Here is a 26,435-nt window from a genome sequence, read left to right on the forward strand (position 1 = left end):
TGGCTCCTTGTTGGACCTTTCACACGGATAAGAATTTTCTTATCAAGTGTTTCGGTTTTATTAGTGTTCTATGATCCGCTCGATAGTATCATCTGATCGTAGCGTTAAAATTTCAACACCATTTTCAGTCACTAATAAAGTATGTTCCCACTGTGCAGACAAACTACGGTCGCGTGTTACTACTGTCCAATCATCTTTAAGAAGCTTACATTGGCGTTTACCCGCATTAACCATAGGTTCAATAGTTAAACACATACCTGCTTTTAAGGCCTCGCCGGTACCGGCTTTACCGTAATGCATTATTTGTGGTTCTTCATGAAATCCTGCGCCGATACCGTGGCCGCAATATTCGCGTACAATTGAGTAGTTAAAGCTCTCTGCATATTTTTGAATTGCTGAGCCAATATCACCCAAGCGCACACCTGGTTTTACCATTTTAATAGCAAGGTATAAGCTTTCTTGTGTTACTTCTGCAAGACGCTTAGCTTGAATGTTTGGTGTACCAACGTGGAACATTTTAGATGTGTCGCCGTGGTAACCATCTTTAATGACAGTTACGTCGATATTTACACTGTCGCCTTCTTTTAATGCTTTGTCATTTGGAATTCCGTGACAAATAACATGATTAACTGACGTACAAACTGATTTTGGAAAGCCATGATAATTTAACGGAGCAGGGATTGCTTGTTGCACATTAACAATATAATCATGACAAAGTGTATTTAGCTCATCGGTGGTAACACCTGGCACTACATGAGGGCCGATCATTTCAAGTACATCGGCCGCTAAGCGCCCAGCTACGCGCATTTTCTCTATTTCTTCAGGGGTCTTGATAATAGCGCTCATTGAGGCTCCAAAGTTGAGTTTTTAACATTTATCGTCGAACAAATTTTGCACGCGACGTTGAGTATTTAATTTTAATATGGTATAAAGCGCGCCGTCTTTTTACAAATAAATTCTTAAATGATTTTTTGTATTTAAGGCAAACACAATTTTATTTTAACACACACACGTATCGTCACATACACTTGGGTGCATTTGAAGTTTAATTACTTCGGTGTTGGTGCTATGGGATATGTGGAGGCCTAACCCTAAACAACTATAGAGGATCTATAAAATGGCAAACGTTTCAATGCGCGATATGCTTCAAGCTGGTGTTCACTTTGGTCACCAAGCACGTTACTGGAACCCTAAGATGAAGCCTTTCATCTTCGGCACACGTAACCGTGTACATATCATCAACCTTGAGCAAACTGTACCAATGTTCAACGACGCACTTAAGTTTTTATCAAGTGCTGCAGCAAACAAAGGTAAAGTTCTTTTCGTTGGTACTAAGCGCGCAGCAAGCGACGCAGTTAAATCAGCTGCTTTAGAAAGCGACCAGTTCTTCGTAAATCACCGTTGGTTAGGTGGTATGTTGACTAACTGGAAAACTGTACGTCAATCAATCAAGCGTCTTAAAGACCTTGAAGCACAAAGCCAAGACGGAACTTTCGAGAAATTAACTAAGAAAGAAACGTTAACGCTTAACCGCGAAATGGAAAAGCTTGAAAAGAGCCTTGGTGGTATCAAAAACATGGGCGGTCTTCCAGACGCGCTTTTCGTTATCGATGCTGACCACGAGCACATTGCTATCCGTGAAGCAAACAACCTAGGTATTCCAGTTGTTGCAATCGTAGATACTAACTCTAACCCAGACGGTGTTGATTACATCGTACCTGGTAACGATGATGCTATCCGTGCTGTAAGCCTTTACACTAGCGCTGTTGCAGCTGCTATTACTGAAGGTCGCGAGAATAACATCGTTGCTCAAGCTGAGAAAGACGATTTCGTTGAAGCTGAGTAATTAGCTGTCATCAAGTCTTCATCTTTTTAAGGTGAAGACTTGCTATTCTTGTCGAGCGGGTAACCCGCTTATCTAACCTGATTTCAGATTTGAGGATTTACTAATGGCTGTAACTACTGCCCTAGTTAAAGAATTACGCGAGCGCACAGGCGCTGGCATGATGGATTGTAAAAAAGCGTTAACTGAGACTGATGGCGACATCGAGTTAGCGATTGAAAACATGCGTAAAAGTGGCGCTGCTAAAGCTGCTAAAAAAGCAGGTAACATTGCTGCTGAAGGTACTATCATCATCAAGCAAAACGCTGGTGTTGCAGTACTAGTAGAAGTTAACTGTCAAACAGATTTCGTTGCAAAAGACGTAAGCTTCTTAGCATTTGCTAACAAAGTTGCTGACGCTGCAATTGCTGACACTATCTCTATCGAAGACTTACAAGCTAAGTTTGAAGAAGACCGTGTTGAGCTAGTTACTAAAATTGGCGAAAACATCAATGTACGTCGTCTGCAGTACGTAACTGGTGAAAACCTAGTTGAGTACCGTCATGGCGATCGTATCGGTGTTGTTGTTGCGGGTGTTGCTGATGAAGAAACACTTAAGCACGTTGCAATGCACGTTGCTGCATCTAGCCCTGAATATTTAACACCTTCAGATGTACCAGCCGATGTTGTTGCTAAAGAAAAGCAAGTACAAATCGAAATCGCGATGAATGAAGGCAAGCCTGCCGAAATCGCTGAGAAGATGGTTGTTGGCCGCATGAAAAAATTCACTGGTGAGGTTTCTCTTACTGGTCAAGCTTTCATCATGGAGCCTAAGAAAACTGTTGGCGATATTCTTAAAGAGAAAAACGCAACAGTTACTAGCTTCGTACGTGTAGAAGTTGGTGAAGGTATCGAGAAGAAAGAAGAAGATTTTGCTGCTGAAGTTGCTGCTCAAATTGCTGCTGCTAAAGCTAAGTAAGATTACTATTTGTGAAGGATAATGAAATTAGATGCAATTAAAGTACTATTTGGTTTTGCTTCACAGCTAGAAATTCTTTAAAATAACCGCGCTTTTATGTTTAACATAAGCGCGGTTATTTTTTATCCATAATTCAATAAAAGTTGGCCCCAATACTATGACTATCAATCGCAAACCTATTTTTAGACGTGTTCTTCTCAAATTAAGTGGTGAAGCTTTAATGGGAGACGAAGGCTTCGGCATCGATCCTAAAGTTTTAGACCGTATGGCACAAGAAATTAAAGAGCTAGTAGAGCTCGACGTAGAAGTGGGTTTAGTTATTGGTGGAGGTAACTTTTTACGCGGTGGATCACTTGCAGAAGCAGGTATGAATCGCGTAGTAGGCGATCACATGGGTATGCTTGCAACGGTTATGAACGGCCTTGCAATGCGTGATGCGCTACACCGTGCATTTGTAAATTGTCGTCTTATGTCGGCTATTCCGCTTAATGGTGTATGTGACGCTTATAACTGGGCTGAAGCAATTAGTTTATTGAAAACTGGCCGCGTAGTTATTTTTGCAGCGGGTACTGGTAACCCATTTTTTACTACCGATTCTGCAGCATGTTTACGCGGTATCGAAATTGAAGCGGATACAGTAATTAAAGCGACTAAGGTTGATGGCGTATACAGTGATGACCCTGTTAAAAACCCAGATGCGACGCTTTATACCCACTTAAGCTACAATGAAATCATTGAAAAAGAATTAAAAGTTATGGATTTAGCGGCATTTACTCTAGCCCGCGATCACAATATGCCATTGAGCGTATTTAACATGAATAAATCAGGCGCGCTAAAACGCGTAATTATGGGTGAAGAAGAAGGTACACTTATTTCTTCACAAGCCTCAGATGAAATAATCAAATAATTAGGATTAAACCGTGATTAACGATATTCAAAAAGACGCGCAAGCGCGCATGCAAAAAAGTGTAACTGCACTAGGTAGCCAATTATCTAAAATTCGTACTGGCCGTGCACATCCTGCAATCCTAGATGGCATTATGGTGTCGTACTACGGTGCACCAACGCCTTTAAACCAAGTTGCTAACGTAACAATTGAAGATTCTCGTACACTTGCTATTGGTGTATTTGATAAGTCTTTAGCGCAAGCTGTTGAAAAAGCAATTATGGCATCTGATTTAGGTTTAAACCCTATGTCGGCAGGTACTGTTATTCGCGTACCACTTCCTCCACTTACAGAAGAGCGTCGTAAAGACCTAATCAAAATTGTACGTGGCGAAGTTGAAGGCGGTCGTGTTGCTATTCGTAACATTCGTCGTGATGCTAATGGCGATGTAAAGGGTTTATTAAAAGATAAAGACATATCTGAAGATGAAGCGCGTCAATCGGATGATGCGATTCAAAAGCTTACTGATAAGTTTATTAAAGAAATGGATACTTTATTAGCTGCTAAAGAAACAGAATTGATGGAAATCTAAGCAACTAAAATTATTAGTTTTGAAACGCCGTCTAGGGTATACTAGGCGGCGTTTTTTTATGGAATACTCGATATTTATGGTTCTAGATGCTGACACAATTTCACAGCAATGTTTACCCAAACATGTTGCTATCATCATGGATGGGAACGGACGTTGGGCGCAAGCTAGAAATAGACCTCGTGTGTATGGGCATAAAAAAGGCGTAGACGCAGTTCGTCAATCTGTTCAGTTTTGTACTAAATTAGGGATACAATCGTTAACCTTATTTGCTTTTAGTAGTGAAAACTGGCGCCGCCCTGAAGACGAAGTAAACACTTTAATGGAGCTTTTCTTATTTGTTTTAACAAAGGAAGTTAAAAAGCTTCATAAAAACAATGTAAAACTGACCATTATTGGAGACTTATCACGATTTTCTGAAGGATTACGTAGCAAGGTAGACGCTGCGCATAAGCTGACTGAAAATAACACCGGGTTGCGTTTAAATGTTGCAGCTAATTACGGTGGTCGTTGGGATGTTGCCAATGCGGCAAAACAACTTGCTTTGCAAGTTGCGCAGGGCACACTAAACGCAGAAGATATTACAGAAGAGCGCTTAGCACAGCATATGAGCATGGCAGATCAGGCAGAACCTGATTTACTTATTCGCACTGGTGGCGATGTTCGTATTAGTAATTTTTTACTATGGCAAGTTGCTTATGCAGAACTTTACTTTACCGAGACACTTTGGCCAGATTTTAATGAAGCAGCATTTGCTGAGGCCATTGCGTGTTACGTTGCCAGAGAGCGACGTTTTGGTTGTACGGGCGAACAAATAAAACAATTACTCGCTCAAACCTAAATAGAATAAGGGTCACATTTTGTTAAAACAACGAATTTTAACCTCTCTAGTGCTAGCTCCATTAGCATTGGCTTTGGTTTTTTATACACCGCTTACGTTATTTAGTTACTTTGCTGGTGCAATTGTATTATTAGGCGCATGGGAATGGTCTGCATTTATGGGCCTTTGCGACAAGCTTAAACGTGCTGCCTTTGTTGTGTTTATTGGCGCTTTACTTGCCTTGCTTAATTTACATTGGCCTATTGAATCATTATGGGAAAATGGCAAGCTAGTCGGTGATGCAAATTACGTATTTACGCTTTCGTTTGCTTGGTGGATTGTTGCTAGCTATTTAATTTGGCGCTACCCAGAAATGGCTAAAGCGTGGAATGAAGGCCTAGTTATGCGCGGCATTGCAGGATTATTAACGCTTGTGCCGTTATGGCTTGCACTAAATACACTACGTAGCGCGCAATATGCTGAATCAACTCATTTTGGTTCGGTGCTAATTTTAGTGGTACTCGGTATTGTATGGAGCGCAGATGTGGGTGCTTACTTTACGGGTAAAAGTTTTGGTAAACATAAGTTAATGCCTAAAGTAAGCCCTAATAAAACAATTGAAGGGTTAGCAGGCGGTGTAGTCGCTTCTATTATTTTTGTATTAGCATTTTGTCACTTTACCGATGTTGATTTAGTTGTATGGCCTGTGTACGCGATAATGACAGCATTTATTGCGTTGTTTTCTGCGGTAGGTGATTTACTGGAAAGCATGTTTAAACGTGAAGCTGGTTTAAAAGATAGCGGTCGATGTTTACCAGGACACGGCGGTATTTTAGATAGAATTGACAGCTTAACGGCTGCTGCTCCAATGTTTGTTATGTGCTATGCGTGGACTCTTAGTTTATGAGCCAAAAGCAATTGCTGGTTATTTTAGGCGCAACGGGCTCAATTGGTTTAAGTACACTTGATGTTGTGTCGCGCAATAAAGAGTTATTTGATGTTTTTGTTTTGGCTGCAGGACAAAATGCAAAGAAAATGGCGGAGTTGTGTATTGAACATGAACCGCTTTATGCGATTATGGCTAACCAGCAGGCCGCAGAGCAATTATCTGCGTATTTAGCTAATACTCAGTGCCAAACTCTTGTTATGCACGGTGAGCAAGCAATGAGTGACTTATGTGCTCATCCTGATGTTGACATTGTAATGTCGGCAATTGTAGGTGCAGCTGGTTTACTACCCACATTAAGTGCTGTTGAAGCGGGTAAAAAAGTACTACTAGCTAATAAAGAATCTTTAGTTATGTCAGGTCAGTTGTTTATTGATAAAGTTAAACAACATAAAGCCACTTTGCTGCCAATAGATAGCGAACATAATGCAATTTTTCAATGCCTACCTTCTTCGTTACAAAATGCCAAAGGCGATCAAAAACTACAGCAACATGGCGTAAGTAAAATTTTGCTTACCGGCTCTGGTGGCCCGTTTTTAACGCGTGATATAAATACGTTAAAAGATGTAACCGTAAGTGAAGCCGTTGCACACCCTAACTGGTCGATGGGACAAAAAATATCAGTAGATTCCGCAACTATGATGAACAAAGGCTTAGAGTTTATTGAAGCTAAGTGGTTATTCAATTGTGATGCTAGTGATATTGATGTAGTTATTCATCCGCAAAGTATTATTCATTCAATGGTGCAGTACCACGATGGTTCTATTTTAGCGCAAATGGGTAACCCCGATATGCGCACGCCAATTGCCCATGCACTTGCGTATCCTGAGCGAATTAATGCGGGTGTTAAACCGTTAAACTTCTCTGACATTTGTGATTTTTCGTTTACTAAACCTGATTTTTCTCGTTATCCAAATTTACAATTAGCGATTGATGCGTGTAGTGCAGGGCAGGGCGCGACAACAACGGTTAATGCAGCAAATGAAATAGCTGTGGGCGCATTCTTAAACGGTAAAATTGGTTTTACCGATATATACAAAATAAATGCACAGACGCTAGAAGCTGCAACTTACACCAATGTGCAAAGCCTAGATGAAATTTTAGAGTGTGATAAATTAGCGCGTATTAGCGCTTCAGAATTTATAACAAAAGTGGCGCATTAATATGTTTGATTTTTTTTGGAATCTTGGCTCATTTATTTTAGCGCTTGGTATTTTAGTGGCCATACATGAATATGGCCATTTTTGGGTTGCACGAAAAATGGGCGTTAAAGTGCTGCGTTTTTCAATTGGTTTTGGTAAGCCACTGTTAAAATGGCATGACAAATATAATACCGAATACGTGATTGCCGCTATTCCATTAGGTGGTTATGTAAAAATGCTTGATGAGCGAGTTGATGACGTACCAGCAAATCAACGCCACTTGTCGTTTAACTCTAAATCTGTACAAGCGCGTATTGCTATTGTTGCTGCGGGACCAATGGCTAACTTTTTGTTTGCCATTTTTGCTCTTGCGGTGATGTATATGGTAGGTGTGCAATCGGTTAAGCCAGTTGTTGGCAGCATAACCGAAGGCAGTCGCGCAGAGCAGGCGGGCATTATGCCTTCTCAACATATTATAAAAATTGGTGATGATGACATAACGACATGGCAAGATGCCACGTTTGCGCTTATGTCTAACTTAGGCGAAGAAAGCGTTGAAGTTATTGTTCGTGATAAAAACCTTCAACCACGCGTTAAAACGCTTAATTTAGAGGGTTGGAAGCTTGACCAGCGAGACGTACCACCATTAAGTTCGTTAGGTATTGTGCCATTTAGACCTCAAGCAACTTTAACAATTGCCGCCGTAACTAAAGACTCAGCCGCAGAACACGCTAATTTACAAGTTAACGACACAATTTTGGCTGTAAACGGTGAAACAATAAGCAATTGGCAGCAATTAGTTAATCTTATTACGCAATCAGCTAACAAATCTTTACAATTTAGTGTAAAAAGACAAGATACTATACAAGCCATTACAGTTACCCCTAAAGGGCGCATTGATAATAACGGTATTGAGCAAGGCTTTTTAGGTGTTGCTCCTGTTGTACAGCAATGGCCTGATGGCTATGTAGAGACAAGGCATTACGGCCCGCTCGATAGTATTGTGCGAGGCACAAAAGAAACTTGGCGCTTAATTACACTCAGTTTTGACATGATTGGTAATTTAATTACAGGCCAGGTTTCGGTTAAAAATTTAAGTGGTCCTGTGGGCATTGCAGTAGGCGCTGGAACTAGCGTAAGCTATGGGTTAGTGGCCTTTTTAAGCTTTTTAGCCTTAATAAGCGTTAACTTGGGTGTATTTAATTTATTACCCTTACCAGTGCTTGATGGCGGACACTTAATGTATTACATAATTGAACTTTTTCGTAAAAAGCCGGTCTCTGAAAAGACACAAGAGTTTGGTTTTAAAGTGGGTGCCTTGTTGCTCATTTTTCTAACATGTTTCGCTTTGTTCAATGATGTATCGCGTTTGTAGTTACAGCGTGGCAAATTACTAATTAGAACACGATTGTAAAGCACCACTAGTAAGGTGTTATGCGGTAATACAGTTGTAAAGGATAAAGATAATAAAATGGCTATAAAAAAACATTTGGCAATAACAAGTTTATTGGGTGCAAGTTTTGCAGCCCTAGGCCAAAACTCCTTTATTGTTGAAGACCTGAAAGTTGAAGGTTTGCAGCGCGTAGCACTTGGTGCAGCGCTAACACATATTCCTATTAACGTAGGCGATAATGTTGATGACTATACGATTTCAAAAACAATAAAGTCACTTTATCGTTCTGGGCACTTTGATAACATAAAAGCACTTCGTGATGGCAACAACGTTATTTTTAAAGTAACGGAACGTCCTACCATCAGCTTTATTGAGTTTGAAGGCAATAAAGACATTAAAGACGAGCAGCTTAATGAGTCTCTTGATCAGCAAGATATTCGCCAAGGTGAACCACTTGATAAAACCGTTATCGATAGTATCGAAAAAGGCTTAGTTGAGTTTTTCCACAGCATTGGTAAATACAACGCTAAAGTAGATATCAGTATTACTAAGCTGCCACGTAACCGCGTTAAACTTAAGTTAGAGTTTGATGAAGGTGATGCTGCTTCTATCCGCCAAATTAACTTAGTGGGTAATGAACTTTTTTCTAATGAAGAGCTTCTTAAACTTGCTGAATCGCAGCAAGATTTACCTTGGTGGCAGTTTATGGGTAGCGACCGTTACCAAAAGCAAACCATTGAAGGCGATTTAGAAAAAATTCGTAGTTATTATTTAGACCGTGGTTACCTGCGTTTTAATATCGACTCAACACAAGTTTCAGTGAGCCCTGAACGTGAATCAGTTTACGTTACAGCTAACTTAACTGAAGGCGTAAAATATAAAGTTAAAGGTTTTGACTTTATTGGTGACTTGCTTGGCCGTGAAGACTTAATTAAAAGTGTTATCCCACTTAGAGCGGGTGAGCTTTATAACGGTTCTGTAGTTACTTCATCTGAAGAGTTTATTAAAAGCTACTTAGCACGTTTTGGTTACGCTAATGCTGAAGTGCGTACAATTCCAGAAATTGACGACGAAAAGCAAGAAGTACAATTAACACTATCGGTTAACCCAGGTAAGCGTGTATACGTTCGTCGTATTATTGTTGGTGGCAACCAAAATACGGCAGATGAAGTACTTCGTCGTGAAATGACACAACTTGAAGGCGCATGGTTATCTAATCAAAACCTTGAGCGTTCAAAACTGCAAATTCAACGCCTACCTTACATGGAAACTGTTGATTTTAACGTAGTGCCTGTACCCGGTGTGGATGACCAAGTAGATGTAGACTTTACTGTAAAAGAGCAATCTGCAGGTAGCTTTAATGCTGGTCTTGCTTATGGTTCTTACTTAGGTCTGCAGTTTAATATTGGTGTAACAGAATCTAACTTTTTAGGCACAGGTAACCAAATTGGTTTAAACCTTAATACGTCTACAGGTTCTGAAAGCTTAAGCTTATCGTACACAGACCCATACTTTACGCCAGATGGTGTATCGCAAGGCAGTAGCATCTTTTACAGAAACTACGATGCAAGTAAATTCAGTCTTGTTGAATATAAATCGAAAAGTTATGGTTTAGGCACAAATATTGGTTTTCCGATTGATGCTGTAAATCGTGTTAACTTTGGCGCCCGTTGGATTAAAGAAGAGCTTTCGGATATTGCAGAGTACGAGCAAACGCGTGTACTTCGTGAAACATTCTTAGATCCAGATAACCCAGATGCAGGCTTTGACTTTACTAAGTATGAGCTGAGTGTTGGCTGGTCGCGTATCACCGTTAACCGTGGTTTATTCCCAACAGCGGGTTCGCGTCAAACTCTAAACTTAACAGCAACAACGCCTAACTCAGATCTTCAGTACTTTAAACTGAACTACGATTCGCGTTTTTACTGGCCTATATCAAATGACCACCGTTGGGTATTCTCGACGCGTGCAGCACTTGGTTATGGTAATGGTTATGGTTCTACAAACGGGTATGAGCAAACACTTCCATTCCAAGAGTACTTCCGTATAACGGAAATGGAACTACGTGGCTTTGACCGTAATACAATATTACCACGTGCTGTGTCGCGTATACCGCAGTCTATTCCGGGTACGCCAGGTGCAGACGGTACTACAACCGGTAGCATTGGTGGTGCATCAGAATTTGATATTCTAGTGCCACAAGGTCGTATTGGTGGTAATGCTAAAGCAGTGGCAGGTATGGAGCTAATTGTTCCTACACCATTCTTAGATGAAGAAAATACCAGCTCTGTACGTACTAGCTTCTTTGTTGATGCTGCAAACGTATGGGATACTGAGTTTAACGTAGACCGCTATCAAAACTTAGGCGTTGATGAACGTGCTAAATTAGATGACTATTCAGACCCAATGCGTTTTAGGGTTTCAACCGGTCTTTCATTACAATGGATCTCTCCAATGGGTCCAATGCTGATCAGTTTTGCGTATCCATTGCAAAAAGAAGAAGATGACGATACGAAAACCATCAGCTTTAACATTAGTAACACTTTCTAAAGGAGTTTTTTGTGAAAAAATTATTTAAATCAACAGCTGTAGCAGTTTTAGCAACGTTAATGATGGGTACTTCTGTGAATGCATTTGCACACAAAGTAGGTATTGTTGATATGCAGGAAATCTACAAGCAAATTCCTCAAATGGCTAAAATTGAACAGTCTTTACAAACTGAGTTTGCTGAACGTCGTCAAGAGCTTGAAAAGTTACAAGGCGATATTCGTTTTGAAGCTGAAAAATTTAAACGTGAAAGTACAACGATGAGCCAAGCTCAAAAAGATACTCTGCGTGAAAAAATTCAAGGCATGCAAAAAAATCTTGCTGAACAAGGTCGCCCTTTAGAGCAAGAGATTAAAGCGCGTCAAAACCAAGAGCTTGCTAAAGTTCAAGGTGTAATCATCAAAACAATTGAAGAGATTGCTAAAGACGGCGACTTCGACGAAGTTAAAGTAAAAGACACTACTATTTACTTTAACCCTAAAGAAGTGACTGATCTTTCATCTAAAGTTGTAGCCGCTGTTAGTAAGAAATAATCACTCTATGCAAAATTATACGCTTTCGCAAATTGCGGAACTTCTAGGCGCCGAACTTCAGGGTGATGGCGCTTTAGAAATAAAAAAAATAGCGACACTTGCAAATGCCCATTCTGGGCATATTGCATTTTTAGCGAACTCAAAATATCGATCGCAACTTGAAACTACTCAAGCGAGTGCTGTAATAGTAAGCCAAGCCGATGCAGAGTACTTTAGTGGCAGCAAAATTATTGTTGCTAATCCGTATGTAAGTTACGCAAAATTAGCGCAATTTATGGATACAACACCACGCTCAGCCTCGACGGGTATTCATCCAAGTGCAACTGTTCATTCAACAGCGATTGTTAGTGATAGCGCCGCTATTGGTGCTAACGCAGTCATTGAAGCTCATGCAGTGATAGGTGACAACGCGCAAATTGGTCCGAACAGTTTTATCGGGGAACGTGTTAAAATAGGTTCTGGCACTAAGCTTTGGCCTAGTGTGACTATTTATCACGATGTTGAAATTGGTTCAGATTGTTTGTTTCAAGCAAATAGTGTTGTAGGTAGTGATGGGTTTGGCTATGCAAATGAGCGCGGGCAGTGGGTTAAGATACCTCAGCTTGGTTCAGTGATCATAGGCAACAAAGTTGAAATTGGTGCAAGTACGACAATTGATCGTGGTGCACTGGACAATACCATCATTCATAGCAATGTTATTATCGATAATCAGTGTCAAATAGCGCACAACGTTGAAGTTAATTCAGGCACCGCAATAGCGGGCTGCACTGTACTTGCAGGAAGCGTTACCATTGGCAAGAACTGTCAAATTGGTGGCATGGTTGCAATTAATGGTCACATGTCTGTATGTGATGGTGTTATAATTACCGGCATGAGTATGGTGACAAAATCAATCACCGAACCAGGTATTTACTCATCTGGTATGCCCCATACAACAAACAAAGAATGGCGTAAATCAATAGCTCACTTGCGTAACCTTTCAGACATGAAATCTCGTCTTAAAGCGCTTGAAGCATTGGCTAAGTCATAACGTTGAACACTAATAAGGATGCTATTTTGGCAAACGAATTAAATAGCCTTGATATTCAAGAAATTTTAAGTTTATTACCGCACCGTTACCCGATGCTATTAATTGATCGTGTTATTGATTTTACACCTGGCAAGTCTTTACATGCTATTAAAAATGTTTCTATAAATGAACCAATTTTTACTGGGCACTTTCCAAATCAGCCAATTTTTCCTGGTGTGCTAATATTAGAATCAATGGCGCAAGCAACGGGTTTATTAGGTTTTAAAACAGTAGAAAATCGTAGCGAAAACGAATTGTATTTGTTTGCTGCTGTTGATAACGCACGTTTTAAACAACCTGTAATTCCTGGTGATACAATGCATCTTCATGTTGAGTTTTTAAAAGAACGTCGCAACATTTGGAAGTTTGCTGCAGAAGCTAGAGTCGACGGCAAAATAGTGTGTAGTGCCGAAATTATGTGTGCGAGAAGAGAGTTTTAATAGTGATCCATTCTACAGCAATAATCGAACCTGGCGCTAAACTAGGCAACAATGTCTCAGTTGGTCCGTATAGTTATATTGGCAATGATGTTGTTATCGGTGATAACTGTATTATTGAGTCTCACGTTGTTGTTAAAGGGCCGTCAACTATTGGCTCTGGCAATCATATTTTTCAGTTTGCGTCTGTGGGTGAAGCCTGCCAAGACAAAAAATACAACAACGAGCCAACCACTTTAATCATGGGTGATAACAACGTTATCCGTGAATGTGCCACTATTCACCGTGGTACGATTCAAGACCAAGGTGTTACTAAAATTGGTAGTAATAATTTGTTTATGGCTTATACACACGTTGCACATGACGCGGTAATTGGCGATAACGTAATTTTTGCTAACAACGCAAGTGTGGCCGGCCATGTACATGTAGGCGATTGGGTTATCCTTGGTGGTAATTCGGGTGTTCATCAGTTTTGTAAAATTGGTGCACATGCCTTTATTGGTATGTATTCAGGTGTTAACAAAGATGTACCACCATTTGTTACTACCATTGGTATGCCTGCAGGTCCTGCAGCTATCAATAAAGAAGGCATGAAGCGTCGTGGTTTCGAAAGTGATGAAATTATGGCTGTACGCCGTGCATACAAAGCATTTTATCGTAAAAGCTTAGGTGCTGAAGAAGCTATTGAGTCGCTTAGTGAAGATGCCGCAAAGTATCCTGCTGTGAAATTGATGGTCGACTTTGTTAAAAACTCAGAGCGCGGCATCGTAAGATAATTCGCGGGTTTGCTTTAAGCATTAAAAAAACCACCCTAGATGATAAATCGAAGGTGGTTTTTTATTGCCCTGCTTAAAGCTAATTCAGTTAATACTCAGGGTACTTGAGTTAGTATGCGGGTAATTTATATAATAAAAGCCGTCCTATGCGTTTACCTAAGTTAGTTCTCACTCTTTTTATTACTTCAGTTTTAGCCGCTTGTAGTAGCCAGCCTATTGTTAAATCATCTGCTGGAGAAATCACTCAAGTTGGGAAAGCATCTTTTTATGCTGATAAATACCACGGAAGAACAACCGCCAACGGAGAGCGCTTTAGTCAACAAGCCGCCACGGCAGCCCATTTAGAATTCGATTTTGGTACTACGGTGGTTGTTACTAATCTAGCCAATAACAAATCAGTCACGGTAAGAATTAACGATAGAGGCCCGTATGTGCGAGGTCGTATTATTGATTTATCAAAAAGTATGTTTAAAAAGATAGCCGACCCAAAAGTCGGCGTTATCGACGTGTCTATAAAGGTTTTAAAACCGGGTAGTTAGCGCAACATAAGCAGGATAAGCCCCACTGAGTTCTTTATGAGAGCCTTGTGCGACTACTTTTCCGCCTTCCAACCATACAACATTATCCATTTGAGCAAGTAGAGCGGGATCATGCGTAATTGTGAGCACGCTCGCGTTATTCATAACATGCATTATTGCTTGCATTACCCCTTGCTTAGACTGATTATCAAGACCTTCTGTTGGTTCATCAAGAACTAAAATAGCCGGACTTTTAAGTAATGCTTGTGCAATAGCTATACGTCTAGACTGACCTTGCGACACATTACGCCCGCCAGTGCCTAATCGTGTTTTTAAACCTACTTTTAGTTCATTAAACCATGGGCTTAATTGCGCTAATGAGAGCGCTTCAATCATTTGCTCTTTAGTTGCATTTGGCGCGGCATAACGTAAATTTTCACTCAGTGTGCCATCAAAAATATGGTGCTGCTGAGCTAATATATTTATCACACTTGCGCGTATATCATTATTTAACGAATGTAAGTCAACAACGCTATTTTGATTATTTAGCGTTATGCTGCCTTGTTGTAAAGGCCATAAACCAGTAAGTAGATTTACAAGCGTTGTTTTACCGCTGCCGCTTCTACCTACAATCGCTACTTTTTGCTGGGGCATTAGCTCAAAACTGATATTAGTAAGCGCTGTTTGCTCACCATATTGGTAGCTAATATTGTTAAGTGCTAACGTGTAGTTTTGCGCGCTAAAGCTTTTATCAACGTCTACATGTGTATCTTTAACTTGTGAGCTAGCGGCTTTATCTTCAAGTGTAAACAATCGCTCTGCTGCTTTTAATACACTAGGAAGCTCTATAAACGCATTGGGTAGTAGCAATACACTTTCAAAGCTTGCCAGTACAAATAAACTTAACATAGCAAGTTCTACATTTACCATACTGTTGGTGTAAACCAGTGGGACTATGGTTACTATGCTAGCAAGCATGGCTAATTGAACAACCAACAAGCTTAACCCATCTGAGTTTGCTAGTGCTTTGTGGCGAATAAATAATTGCTGATTGTACTGCTCGCTTAATTCGTCGCACTTATTAAGCTGCTGCGAACGGGCTTGATAAATACTAAGCTCTCTAAGGCCTGTGAGTGTATCTGAAAGCTCAGAGCGAAGTTGTGCACTAAGTTGTGTTTCTTTGTGGCTGTTTTTAGTGAGCTTTGCGCTGAGTAGGGCAGGTATAACCACACCAATAAGTATAATGCCAATAAAGCAAATAAGGGCGACGTTGCCATTATAGGCCGACATAAACAGCATGATGATTGGCACACTTAAAAGAGCGACTAGCATAGGAAGTAAAACGTTTAAATAAAACTTGTCGAGTGCGTCTACATCGTTTTGTAATCGGTTAACTAGATCAGCGCTGCGGCTCATTGCTAAATCAACATTGTTAAGCTTACTTAACGTTGCAAAGACATTGGTACGTATTTCACTTAGTAATAAAAATGTGGCGTTATGAGTAACTAGGCGTTCGCCATAGCGCGATGCAGTTCGTACAATTGCTAAAAACCGAATCGTTCCTGCTGGAGTAAAGTAGTTCATTTGCACGCCCGCAAGACCTGCAGCCGCCATTGACGCTAAAAACCAGCCAGAAATAGCCAACAAGCCCACATTAGCTAATACCGTAATCGTTGCTAAAAATGTACCCAATAGCATAGCTTTATAATGAGGAGCACAAAGCTTTAATAAGCGAATAAAATTATGCATGCGCAACCCCTTGTTTAGCCGTTTTTAATAAATCAGCAAATGCACCATTTTGCGCTGCAAGTGTTTCAAAGTGACCTTGCTCAGCTATTTTCCCATCGTGCATAACAATGATATTGCTGGCATGTTTAACGGTATTTAATCGATGAGCAATGACTAATACTAAGTTATTTTTAGCGTATTCATTAATAGCATCTTGAATAAGCAGCTCTGTTTGGCTATCAAGGTGTGCTGTAGGCTCATCAAGCACTAAAACTGGTGCTTGTTTTATGAATGCACGTGCGAGTGCGATGCGTTGCTTTTGTCCGCCAGAAAGCCCTTCCCCTTGCTCACCTATCAGTGTGTTAAAACCATCGGGTAGGGTATTTATAAATTCAAGCACACCAGCTTGCTTTGCAGCATGTTCAAGCTCTTGCTGTGTGGCAGTTGGTTTGGCCAATTTAATGTTGGCAGCAATGGTGTCGTAAAACAGCGTCGCTTTTTGTGGTATCCATGCAATGTTATTTTGCAGGTAAGTAATATCGGTTGTGCTTAAACTCTGCCCATTAATAGATAGGTGGTTAATCACCTCAGGGTGAAACCCTAATAGGCAATCAAACAACGTACTTTTACCTGAGCCACTACTGCCCACAACTGCAATTAAGCCTTTATTTGGCAGTGTTAAATTTATATTTTTAATGCCTTCGTTACTATCTGGGTATATAAAATTAAGGTCGGTAATACTTAAGGAGTTAATTGCATTGAAAGTTAATTTGTTTTCAGGCGTGTTTGTAGTCGCTGACGCATTTTCGTCACTTGGCAGTGGTGCATTTAAAATCGCAACCATATCGGCAGCTGCACTAATGCCTTGTAAACGTGCATGGTAATGGCTACCTAGCTGGCGCAGTGGTAAATAAAATTCAGGCGCTAAAAGTAGCACTACAAAGCCAGTAGCAAAATCAAGAGTGCCAAAAAACAGTCTAAAACCAATAATTACTGCGACTAATGCCACGCTAATGGTGGCTAAAAACTCAAGTGCAAATGATGATAAAAACGCGATTTTTAAAACATCGAGTGTAGCGTGTCTAAAATCATCTGAAATTTTAGCTATTTGTTTAAGCTCGGTACGTGTTGCATTAAATAGCTTGAGTTGAGTTAAACCTTGTACGCGGTCAAAAAAGTAATTGCCCAGTACAGCAAGTTGCTTCCAGCGTTTTTGGTTTAAAGCTTCGGCTTTAGAGCCTACTAAAATCATAAAAAAAGGAATGAGCGGGGCGGTTAATAAAAATATCAGCCCAGCTTTATAATCTGTCGGAAAAATAACAACCAATATTGCCAGCGGAATAAGCGCGCTGTAAGCAGCACCAGGTAGGTATTTAGCATAATAGTCGTGGAGTGCTTCTACGCCATTATGTAGGGTATTTAATGTAGCGCCTTGGCCGTGTTGTTCGATATAGCTTGGGCCAAGTAAGCTGAGCTTATTTAGAAGTGTTTGGCGCATAGCCGATTTTATTTTAAGTGCAGCATATGCACTCAAGCGTTCGCTTAATGCTAAAAACACCGCGCGCAATAAAATAATGCCTGCTAAGGGCCATAATAGATGAGTAACTTGGGCTAAATTATTACCTTCAAACATAACGTTGTGAATAGTTTGCGCAAGTAAATAAGCACCTGCAATCATCAGTAATGCGTTAAAAGTACCCAGTGCAATGCTTAACTTTAACCACACTGCAGCGGGTTTACTTTGACGCTTTAAAAAAGCGCGCAGTGATTGCTGCTGCGCGCGATCTGGTCGGGGGTTAGTCGTCATCTTTTGTGTTGTTAGCATCGTTTAATAAATCGTGCATGGCTTGTTCATCATCAGCAATGCTGTTTTTATTTTGATGAAATTCGTACCACATTACATTTATTACACCTAAGGTACAGGCCAAAAGTACACCTAAAATCCAAGCGAAATACCACATAGTTTAGTCTCCTTAGTAGCTACCGTGAGTGTTGTTTTCAATTTCTTCAACCGTTACTCTGCGCCACATTTTTACATAACACCAGGTGGTGTAAGTTAAAATAAGTGGGACAAAAATACACACTGCAACAAACATTACATTGAGCGTTTTATGGCTCGATACCGCATCCCAAATTGTTAAGCTAATATTTGGATTGTTGCTTGATGGCATAATAAATGGGAACAGTGAAACACCGGCCGTCATAATCACGCCAATTAACATTAAGCTTGTTGAAATAAGTCCAAGTGCTGGTTTGTTTAATTTAGAAAACAATAGCGCACTTAGTGCCATTACAAACGCTAAAATAGGAAAGGTCATAGTCCATGGGCGTTCACTGTAATTGCTAAGCCACGCGCCTTGGGCTGTTGTTACTACTTTAGCTAATGGATCTGCATGGCTTTGTGTATCAGGCATAGATACAATTTGGTAACCCGTTAAATTAGCAACCCAAAAACCAGCGCCTGCAAACAGTATAATAAACACAATCAGTGAATAACGACCATATTGCCCTGAGCGTTCTGCTACTGCATCAGCTGTACGAAGCTGCAACCACATCCCCGCATGAGCAACCAACATAGTAATACTGACTAAACCAGCAAGTAACCCAAACGGGTTAAGTAAACCAAAAAATGAACCTTGGTAGCTAACACGCATTAAGTTATCAATATTAAACGGTACGCCTAAAAATAAGTTACCAAAAGCAACACCAAAAACTAATGCTGGAATTGCGCTGCCTGCAAGCAAGCCCCAATCCCAGTTATTGCGCCAGCGTTTTGAGTCTACTTTACTGCGGTAATCAAACCCAAGTGGTCTAAAAAACAAAGCAAAGAGTACTAGCATCATGGCAAAGTAAAAGCCCGAAAATGCAGCTGCATAAACCATAGGCCACGCCGCAAATAACGCGCCGCCTGCAGTTATAAACCATACTTGGTTACCATCCCAATGCGGGCCAATTGTGTTTATTACTGTGCGGCGCTCTGAATCTGTTTTACCAACGAGGCGAAGCAACATAGCAACGCCCATATCCATGCCATCGGTAATAGCAAAGCCAATAAGCAGCACACCAATGATCAACCACCAAAGCATTTTTAATGTTTCATAATCAAAAATCATGATTGCTCTCCTTCAGTTTGATCAGTTTTATTTGGCAATTCAAAATGATATTTACCAGTATGTAGCGAGCTTGGTCCTTGCTTAACAAAGCGGATCATCAACCAACCTTCAACAATGGCTAAACCAGTATAGAAAACAATAAATCCAGTTAAGCTAATTAAAATATCGTTTACTGTTAGTGACGACGTGGCTAAAAAAGTCGGCAGTATTTCAGATATAGCCCAAGGTTGACGTCCATACTCAGCAACTATCCAGCCAAATTCAATCGCTATCCAAGGTAGTGGAATGCTCAATACGGCAGCCCATAACAACCAGCGTTTTTGCTCAATAACGCGATGTGCGTTGTAGTAAAATGCCAATATAAATACACCCAACATGGCTACACCACAGGCAACCATAATCCTAAATGACCAAAACATAGGGCCTACTTTAGGGAAAGAGTCTTTAACCGCTTTTTGAATGTGCTCCTCGGTAGCATCTACAACATCAGGTGTGTAGCGCTTAAGTAGCAAGCCATAACCTAAATCATCTTTTAGGGTATTAAACTTAGCAACATTTTCTGGCGTATCTTCACCGTTTCTAAGTTTTGTAAGGTATTCATAAGCAATCATACCGTTGCGAATACGTACTTCGTGTTGTTTTTCTAGGTCGTTAATACCCGTTACTTGTTCATCGAGCGAGCGCGTAGCAATTAACCCAAGTGCGTAAGGTATTTTAACCGCAGCATGTGTTACTTGCTCTTCTGAATCAGGAAAACCAAATGCGGTAAACGCAGCCGGAGCCTCTTCTGTATGCCATTCAGCTTCAATCGTGGCAAGTTTTACTTTTTGAACTTCACCTACCTCGTAGCCTGATTCGTCACCGAGTAAAATTACACATAAAATTGATGCTAAACCAAAGCCCGATGCGACCGAAAAAGAACGTTTAGCAAACGCTAAATCACGGCCTTTTAATATGTACCAACTACTTATGCCCAGTACAAACATAGATGCAGCTACATAACCTGCCGATACGGTATGAATAAACTTAACTTGTGCTACAGGGTTAAACACAAGCTCTGCAAAGCTGGTCATTTCCATGCGCATGGTTTGATAGTTAAATTCAGCACCTACTGGGTTTTGCATCCAGCCGTTGGCTATTAAAATCCACAGCGCCGACATGTTGGTACCAATGGCCATTAAAAAGGTTGCACCTAAATGTTGGCGTTTAGAGAGTCTGTCCCAGCCTAAAAAGAACATACCTACAAAGGTCGATTCTAAAAAGAATGCCATTAAACCTTCAATAGCAAGGGGAGCACCAAAAACATCACCTACGTAATGGGAGTAATAAGACCAGTTAGTACCAAACTCAAATTCCATGGTAAGGCCTGTCGCCACACCAATTGCAAAGTTAATACCAAACAATTTTCCCCAAAACTTAGTCATATCACGATAAATTTCGCGACCGGTCATAACATAAACCGATTCCATAATAACTAAAATCCAGGTCATACCTATCGTTAACGGTACGAATAAGAAATGAAAGAGAGCGGTAACAGCAAACTGTAATCGCGATAGATCCACAAAGGTTTCATCTATCATTATTGGCTCCTTGAGAGTGACGGATTAACAGGGCAACATTTAATTGGCAAAGTTAAGGTTTAATGAACTTTCAGTAATTACTGAAAGTTTGTAATAGTATTTACTTTTGTGCAATTTTTGTCAACATACATATTAGTAAAACTTAATATATATTTCCTATGCTACATCAGTATTAAAAACAAACAACATAAAGCCTTAACTTACGTGATAAAAAACCAGTTATTTAAAGCGTTTAACCAAACAGTAAAACACGGTAAACTAACAAGCATGAACGCCTGGTTTACTTGTGAAATAAAATCAAATGAATAAAGATAAAAAACAACTACGTATTGGTATTGTGGCAGGTGAACTGTCGGGCGATATTTTAGGTGAAGGTTTAATTAAAGCCCTTAAAAAACATTTTCCGGACGCTATTTTTGAAGGAATAGCAGGACCTAAAATGCAAGCGCAGGGCTGTAAAACACTTTACGACATGGATGAGCTTTCGGTAATGGGGCTTGTTGAGGTGCTAGGGCGTTTGCCGCGTTTGCTTAAAATACGTAAACAACTCGTGCAGCATTTTGTAGATAACCCACCTGATGTATTTATTGGTATTGATGCACCCGATTTTAACTTACGCGTTGAAAAGCCACTTAAAGATGCGGGCATTAAAACAGTACAGTATGTAAGTCCATCTGTTTGGGCGTGGCGCGAAAAGCGTATACATACAATAAGTGCAGCCACTAACTTAGTGCTTGCGTTACTGCCATTTGAAAAAGAGTTTTACGATAAACACCAAGTGCCATGTACATTTGTAGGACATACCTTGGCTGACGATATAGCGCTTGAGCACGACGATACTAAAGCACGTGCAGAACTCGGCTTAAGCCTTGATGACAAAGTACTGGCGCTGCTACCTGGTAGTCGAGGCTCAGAAGTTGGTTTACTAAGCGAAACTTACATTAAAACAGCTGCAGAGTTGCAAGCTAAAAATCCCAATCTTAAAGTTGTGGTGCCATTGGTTAACGAAAAACGCAAAGCGCAGTTTACTGCTATTTTAAACGCTACCGCGCCAAACCTTAATGTTAACCTGCTGGATGGACAATCAAAATTAGCGATGCAAGCTGCTGATGCTATTTTATTAGCGTCGGGCACTGCAACACTCGAAGGCATGCTTTATAAAAAGCCAATGGTAGTCGGTTATAAAATAAAGCCGTTGAGCTATTGGATATTTAAAACTTTATTTACGTTTAATATTAAGTATTTTTCGTTGCCTAACTTATTAGCAGACGAAGAGCTAGTGCCTGAGTTTTTACAAAGTGAGTGTAATGTGGCTAATTTAACCAATGCGCTTACCCCGATGCTTAATACAGATAACAAAGAGCTAAAAGCACGCTTTTTAGCTATTCACGAAAAAATTAGATTAAATGCCAGCGAACAAGCAGCGAATGCTGTGGCGGAGTTAATAAATGCAAATTGATAGACCTAATGTATCCTTAATTGCCGGTGTAGACGAAGTAGGGCGCGGCCCGCTTGTTGGTGATGTAGTTACTGCTGCCGTCATTTTAGATCCCACTAAACCAATTGCTGGCTTAGCGGATTCTAAAAAATTAACAGATAAAAAACGCCAAGCGCTTGCGATTGAAATAAAAGAAAAAGCATTGTGTTATGCCTATGGGCGCTGCAATCCAACAGAAATTGATGAGTTAAATATTCTGCACGCGACTATGCTTGCCATGACCCGTGCAGTAGAGGCATTAAGTACGCAACCTGAATTTGTATTTATAGATGGTAACCGCTTACCTAAACTCACTATGCCCGCGCAAGCTATTGTTAAAGGCGATAGCTTAGTGGCAGAAATTTCAGCGGCGTCTATTTTAGCTAAAGTAGCACGCGATGACGAAATGATTGAGCTTGATAAACGCCACCCTGAATATGGCTTTGCAGGGCACAAAGGGTATCCAACAAAAGCACATTTTGCAGCGCTTGAGCAGTACGGCGCGATTGATGAGCATCGTAAAAGCTTTAAACCTGTGCAGCGTGTATTGGCGCAAGCCAATGGTGAGGGTTAAGCATGGCTGCTCCTGATTTTGTTCATTTAAGAGTTCATTCAGATTTTTCGATGGTTGACGGCCTCGCTAAAACAAAGCCGATAGTCGCTAAAGCACAAGAGCTGCAAATGCCCGCTATTGCGATTACCGATCAAATGAACTTTTGTGGCTTAGTGCGTTTTTATGGCGCAACACATAACGCCGGTATTAAGCCTATTGTGGGTGCTGACTTTTGGGTTCGTAGCCCAGAATTTCCTGACGAGCCAAGCCGCTTAACCATATTAGCCAAAGACAACGACGGCTATAAAAATATTACCTTATTAATATCTAAAGCGTATCAACGTGGGCATGTGTTTCATCGCCCAGTGATTGACCGAGAATGGCTGGTGGAGCATAAAACGGGCTTAATTATTCTCTCGGGCGCTAAAGATGGTGACTTAGGTAAAGCGTTACTAAAAAATAATCCAAGTGTTATTGAGTCGGTAATTAGCTTTTATAAGCAACATTTCAGCGATAACTACTACCTTGAGCTTGTTCGCACTAACCGACCGCTTGAAGAAGACTACTTACACATGGCGGTAGAGCTTGCTACCAAAGAGCAGTTACCTGTTGTAGCGACCAACGAAGTAGTGTTTTTAAAGCCTGAAAACTTTGAAGCGCACGAAATTCGCGTTGCTATTTTTGACGGCTACACGCTTGACGATAAACGCAGACCTAAACGGTTCTCTGAAGAACAATACCTAAAAACATCAGAGCAAATGGCTGAGCTGTTTAGCGATATACCAGAGGCGCTACAAAACACCGTAGAAATAGCTAAACGTTGTAATGTAACGGTTCAGCTAGGGACTTACTTTTTACCTGATTACCCAACTGGCTCACTTAAGATTGATGAGTTTTTAGTTAAAGTATCAGAAGACGGTCTTGAAGAGCGATTACAGTTTTTATTCCCCGACGAAGAAGAGCGAAAAGTAAAACGCGTTGAATACGATGAGCGACTTGATATAGAGCTTGGCGTAATTAACCAAATGGGATTCCCAGGTTACTTCTTAATCGTAATGGAGTTTATTCAGTGGAGTAAAGATAACAATATTCCGGTTGGGCCTGGTCGTGGTTCAGGTGCAGGTTCGTTAGTTGCATACGCACTTAAAATTACCGATTTGGATCCACTTGAATTCGATTTGCTTTTTGAACGATTTTTGAATCCAGAACGTGTATCAATGCCCGATTTCGACGTCGATTTTTGTATGGATAGACGAGACGAAGTAATTGATCACGTGTCGGCTTTGTATGGGCGAAATGCGGTATCGCAAATTATTACCTTTGGTACCATGGCTGCAAAAGCGGTAATACGCGATGTAGGGCGAGTGCTTGGGCACCCTTACGGGTTTGTTGATCGTATTTCAAAAATGATTCCAGGCGATCCTGGGATGACACTTGCTAAAGCGTTTGATATAGAGCCGCGCTTGCAAGAAGCCTACGATGGCGATAACGAAGTAAAAGATTTAATCGACATGTGTCGCATCCTAGAAGGGTGTACACGTAACGCCGGTAAACATGCGGGTGGCGTAGTAATATCGCCAACCACTATTACCGACTTTGCCGCGCTTTATTGCGATGACGAAGGTAAGTTTCCGGTAACGCAATTTGATAAAAACGACGTAGAAACTGCAGGCTTAGTTAAGTTCGATTTCTTGGGTTTACGTACACTGACTATATTGCAGTGGGCGGTCGAAATGACCAATGTGCGCATGGAGCGCCAAGGTAAAGACCTCGTTGATATAAATACCATCCCACTGGATGATAAAAAAAGTATTGAGTTGCTACTTCGCGCTGAAACGACTGCTGTATTCCAGCTAGAGTCGCGCGGTATGAAAGACTTAGTACGCCGACTTAAGCCCGACTGCTTTGAAGATATGATTGCACTCGTGGCCTTGTTCCGACCAGGTCCGCTGCAATCAGGCATGGTAGATAACTTTATCGACCGAAAACTGGGCCGCGAAGAAATCTCATACCCAGATGCGCAGTATCAGCACGAAAGCTTAAAACCAATACTTGATCCAACGTACGGCATTATTTTGTATCAAGAACAAGTAATGCAAATTGCGCAAGTACTAGCAGGTTACACGCTAGGTGGTGCCGACATGCTGCGTCGTGCAATGGGTAAGAAAAAACCCGAAGAAATGGCAAAGCAGCGTTCAACGTTTGAAGATGGCGCAAGAAATAACGGCATTGACGGCGAACTCGCAATAAAAATCTTCGACTTGGTAGAAAAGTTCGCAGGTTACGGTTTTAATAAATCTCACTCGGCGGCGTATGCACTTGTTTCGTATCAAACGCTGTGGATGAAAACGCATCATCCTGCAGAGTTTATGGCTGCGGTAATGTCGGCTGATATGGATAACACCGACAAAATCGTTATTTTGGTGGATGAATGTGAAAACATGAAGCTCACCTTATTGCCGCCAGATGTGAATGCAGGTGAGTTTAAGTTTACAGTAAACTTGCAAGGCGAGATTGTTTACGGCATTGGCGCGATAAAAGGCGTAGGTGAAGCACCGGTTGATGCAATATTAGAAGCGCGTGCAAAAGGGGGCCCATTTAAAGATTTATTTGATTTTTGTGCCCGAGTTGATTTAAAACGCTTAAATAAACGCGTGACCGAAAAATTAATTTATTCAGGTGCACTAGATAATTTAGGGCCAGAAAAAACCCAAGCTGGCCGTGCTACATTACTAGCGAGTTTAAAAAGTGCAATGCGGGCAGCCGACCAACACAACAAAGCTGAGCTATTAGGGCAAAGTGATTTGTTTGGTTTATTAGCCACTGAGCCTGATGAAGTAGAACAAGCCTTTATTAAAGCCACAGGCCTAACTGATAACGAATGGTTAGATGGTGAAAAAGAAACCCTAGGCCTTTATTTAACTGGGCATCCGATAAATCAGTACCGCCGCGAACTTAGGCATTATACCAGCGGAAAAATAGTTGATTTACAGCCAACGAACCGCGATGTATTTGCAACAGCCGCAGGTTTGGTGATTGCTTCTAGGGTATTAATTAACAAAAAAGGAAATCGTTGGGCCTTAGTAACTTTAGATGACAAGAGTGCACGGATTGATGTACGCTTGTATTCAGACGAGTTTGAAAAGTACCAAGATATGCTCCAAGTTAACAATATCTTGGTAATATCTGGACAGGTCAGCTTTGATAACTTCTCCGGTGGTATTACAATGACCGCCAGAGAAATAAACACCATTGCTCAAGCGCGTGAAAAGCGTATTAAAGCGATTAAAATGACGCTGAACATGGTGCAAGTCGAGGCAGGTTTCTTCGATAAATTACAAAAAGTACTCGAACCCTATAAAATGGGAACGTGTCCGATCAAGGTTTATTACCAACGTCCAGATGCGTTGGCGCAATTAACTCTTGGGATCGAATGGTGTGTTACGCCAAGTGACGACTTAATTCATAAGTTATCACTAATGGCTGCGCAAGATGTAGAACTAGAATTTAACTGATTAGGTAGTTTA

The 26,435-nt window shown here is 40.8% G+C and carries 23 protein-coding genes; 17 read left to right on the forward strand and 6 right to left on the reverse strand.

What is annotated here, in order from left to right; genetic code table 11:
* Positions 1-60: 60 nt before the first annotated feature.
* Positions 61-846 (reverse strand): type I methionyl aminopeptidase, encoded by a 786-nt coding sequence (gene map / locus I6F47_RS15860; RefSeq protein ID WP_007580976.1) that lies wholly within the window; start codon positions 844-846, stop codon positions 61-63.
* A 271-nt stretch (positions 847-1,117) separates the two neighbouring features.
* Here map and rpsB point away from each other — a divergent pair, with 271 nt between their 5' ends.
* From rpsB to I6F47_RS15930, 14 genes are all read left to right on the forward strand, one after another.
* Complete coding sequence (gene rpsB, locus I6F47_RS15865) at positions 1,118-1,846, forward strand: 30S ribosomal protein S2 (protein WP_007580978.1); 729 nt, start codon at positions 1,118-1,120, stop codon at positions 1,844-1,846.
* 103 nt (positions 1,847-1,949) lie between these two features.
* A complete protein-coding gene (gene tsf, locus I6F47_RS15870) occupies positions 1,950-2,801 on the forward strand; it encodes a translation elongation factor Ts (RefSeq protein ID WP_007580981.1) in 852 nt (283 codons plus the stop codon).
* 157 nt (positions 2,802-2,958) lie between these two features.
* The gene (pyrH, locus tag I6F47_RS15875) at positions 2,959-3,708 is read left to right on the forward strand and encodes a UMP kinase (protein ID WP_007580982.1); all 750 of its coding nucleotides are present in this window, start codon (positions 2,959-2,961) and stop codon (positions 3,706-3,708) included.
* 49 nt (positions 3,709-3,757) lie between these two features.
* Positions 3,758-4,279, forward strand: a complete 522-nt coding sequence (gene frr / locus I6F47_RS15880) for a ribosome recycling factor (RefSeq protein WP_206008562.1) — start codon at positions 3,758-3,760, stop codon at positions 4,277-4,279.
* Between the two features lie 58 nt (positions 4,280-4,337).
* The gene (locus I6F47_RS15885) at positions 4,338-5,117 is read left to right on the forward strand and encodes an isoprenyl transferase (RefSeq protein ID WP_007580985.1); all 780 of its coding nucleotides are present in this window, start codon (positions 4,338-4,340) and stop codon (positions 5,115-5,117) included.
* 19 nt (positions 5,118-5,136) lie between these two features.
* Positions 5,137-6,003: a phosphatidate cytidylyltransferase gene (locus tag I6F47_RS15890; RefSeq protein WP_007580986.1), complete on the forward strand. Its 867-nt coding sequence runs from the start codon at positions 5,137-5,139 to the stop codon at positions 6,001-6,003.
* Complete coding sequence (gene ispC / locus I6F47_RS15895; protein WP_024590724.1) at positions 6,000-7,205, forward strand: 1-deoxy-D-xylulose-5-phosphate reductoisomerase; 1,206 nt, start codon at positions 6,000-6,002, stop codon at positions 7,203-7,205. Before I6F47_RS15890 ends, ispC begins: the two co-directional genes overlap by 4 nt.
* Before the next feature lies 1 nt (position 7,206).
* Positions 7,207-8,559: a sigma E protease regulator RseP gene (gene rseP, locus I6F47_RS15900; protein WP_010553745.1), complete on the forward strand. Its 1,353-nt coding sequence runs from the start codon at positions 7,207-7,209 to the stop codon at positions 8,557-8,559.
* Between the two features lie 96 nt (positions 8,560-8,655).
* Entirely contained in the window at positions 8,656-11,127 is a 2,472-nt protein-coding gene (gene bamA, locus I6F47_RS15905; RefSeq protein ID WP_007580991.1) for an outer membrane protein assembly factor BamA, read from the forward strand.
* Positions 11,128-11,138: 11 nt separating this feature from the next.
* Entirely contained in the window at positions 11,139-11,657 is a 519-nt protein-coding gene (locus I6F47_RS15910; RefSeq protein WP_007580993.1) for an OmpH family outer membrane protein, read from the forward strand.
* Between the two features lie 7 nt (positions 11,658-11,664).
* Positions 11,665-12,687 carry a UDP-3-O-(3-hydroxymyristoyl)glucosamine N-acyltransferase gene (lpxD, locus tag I6F47_RS15915; protein ID WP_007580995.1) on the forward strand — a complete coding sequence of 341 codons (1,023 nt, stop codon included), beginning with the start codon at positions 11,665-11,667 and terminating at the stop codon, positions 12,685-12,687.
* Positions 12,688-12,713: 26 nt separating this feature from the next.
* Positions 12,714-13,166 (forward strand): 3-hydroxyacyl-ACP dehydratase FabZ, encoded by a 453-nt coding sequence (gene fabZ, locus I6F47_RS15920; RefSeq protein ID WP_007580997.1) that lies wholly within the window; start codon positions 12,714-12,716, stop codon positions 13,164-13,166.
* Positions 13,167-13,168: 2 nt separating this feature from the next.
* Complete coding sequence (lpxA, locus tag I6F47_RS15925) at positions 13,169-13,939, forward strand: acyl-ACP--UDP-N-acetylglucosamine O-acyltransferase (protein WP_007580998.1); 771 nt, start codon at positions 13,169-13,171, stop codon at positions 13,937-13,939.
* Between the two features lie 146 nt (positions 13,940-14,085).
* Positions 14,086-14,478 (forward strand): septal ring lytic transglycosylase RlpA family protein, encoded by a 393-nt coding sequence (locus I6F47_RS15930; RefSeq protein WP_197184175.1) that lies wholly within the window; start codon positions 14,086-14,088, stop codon positions 14,476-14,478.
* Here the strand turns inward: I6F47_RS15930 and cydC are convergent.
* Genes cydC through I6F47_RS15955 form a run of 5 tightly spaced genes read right to left on the reverse strand, consistent with a single transcriptional unit; the run spans position 14,461 to position 20,878 of the window.
* Entirely contained in the window at positions 14,461-16,206 is a 1,746-nt protein-coding gene (cydC, locus tag I6F47_RS15935; RefSeq protein WP_197184176.1) for a thiol reductant ABC exporter subunit CydC, read from the reverse strand. The genes I6F47_RS15930 and cydC overlap by 18 nt on opposite strands.
* Entirely contained in the window at positions 16,199-17,992 is a 1,794-nt protein-coding gene (gene cydD / locus I6F47_RS15940) for a thiol reductant ABC exporter subunit CydD (protein WP_197184177.1), read from the reverse strand. The genes cydC and cydD overlap by 8 nt, the downstream gene beginning before the upstream one ends.
* Positions 17,982-18,146: a cytochrome bd-I oxidase subunit CydX gene (cydX, locus tag I6F47_RS15945; protein ID WP_002958303.1), complete on the reverse strand. Its 165-nt coding sequence runs from the start codon at positions 18,144-18,146 to the stop codon at positions 17,982-17,984. Before cydX ends, cydD begins: the two co-directional genes overlap by 11 nt.
* A 12-nt stretch (positions 18,147-18,158) precedes the next feature.
* A complete protein-coding gene (cydB, locus tag I6F47_RS15950; RefSeq protein ID WP_024592782.1) occupies positions 18,159-19,298 on the reverse strand; it encodes a cytochrome d ubiquinol oxidase subunit II in 1,140 nt (379 codons plus the stop codon).
* A complete protein-coding gene (locus tag I6F47_RS15955) occupies positions 19,295-20,878 on the reverse strand; it encodes a cytochrome ubiquinol oxidase subunit I (protein ID WP_010553739.1) in 1,584 nt (527 codons plus the stop codon). Before I6F47_RS15955 ends, cydB begins: the two co-directional genes overlap by 4 nt.
* 301 nt (positions 20,879-21,179) lie before the next feature.
* Here I6F47_RS15955 and lpxB point away from each other — a divergent pair, with 301 nt between their 5' ends.
* The 3 genes from lpxB to dnaE are packed head-to-tail and all read left to right on the forward strand — an operon-like array spanning position 21,180 to position 26,423.
* A complete protein-coding gene (lpxB, locus tag I6F47_RS15960; RefSeq protein ID WP_165735657.1) occupies positions 21,180-22,337 on the forward strand; it encodes a lipid-A-disaccharide synthase in 1,158 nt (385 codons plus the stop codon).
* A complete protein-coding gene (gene rnhB / locus I6F47_RS15965; protein ID WP_010553737.1) occupies positions 22,327-22,929 on the forward strand; it encodes a ribonuclease HII in 603 nt (200 codons plus the stop codon). Before lpxB ends, rnhB begins: the two co-directional genes overlap by 11 nt.
* A 2-nt stretch (positions 22,930-22,931) precedes the next feature.
* Positions 22,932-26,423 (forward strand): DNA polymerase III subunit alpha, encoded by a 3,492-nt coding sequence (gene dnaE, locus I6F47_RS15970; protein WP_007581014.1) that lies wholly within the window; start codon positions 22,932-22,934, stop codon positions 26,421-26,423.
* The last annotated feature ends 12 nt before the right edge of the window (positions 26,424-26,435 follow it).

The organism is Pseudoalteromonas sp. NZS37 (assembly GCF_015864265.1).
Taxonomy (GTDB): Bacteria; Pseudomonadota; Gammaproteobacteria; order Enterobacterales; family Alteromonadaceae; genus Pseudoalteromonas; species Pseudoalteromonas arctica.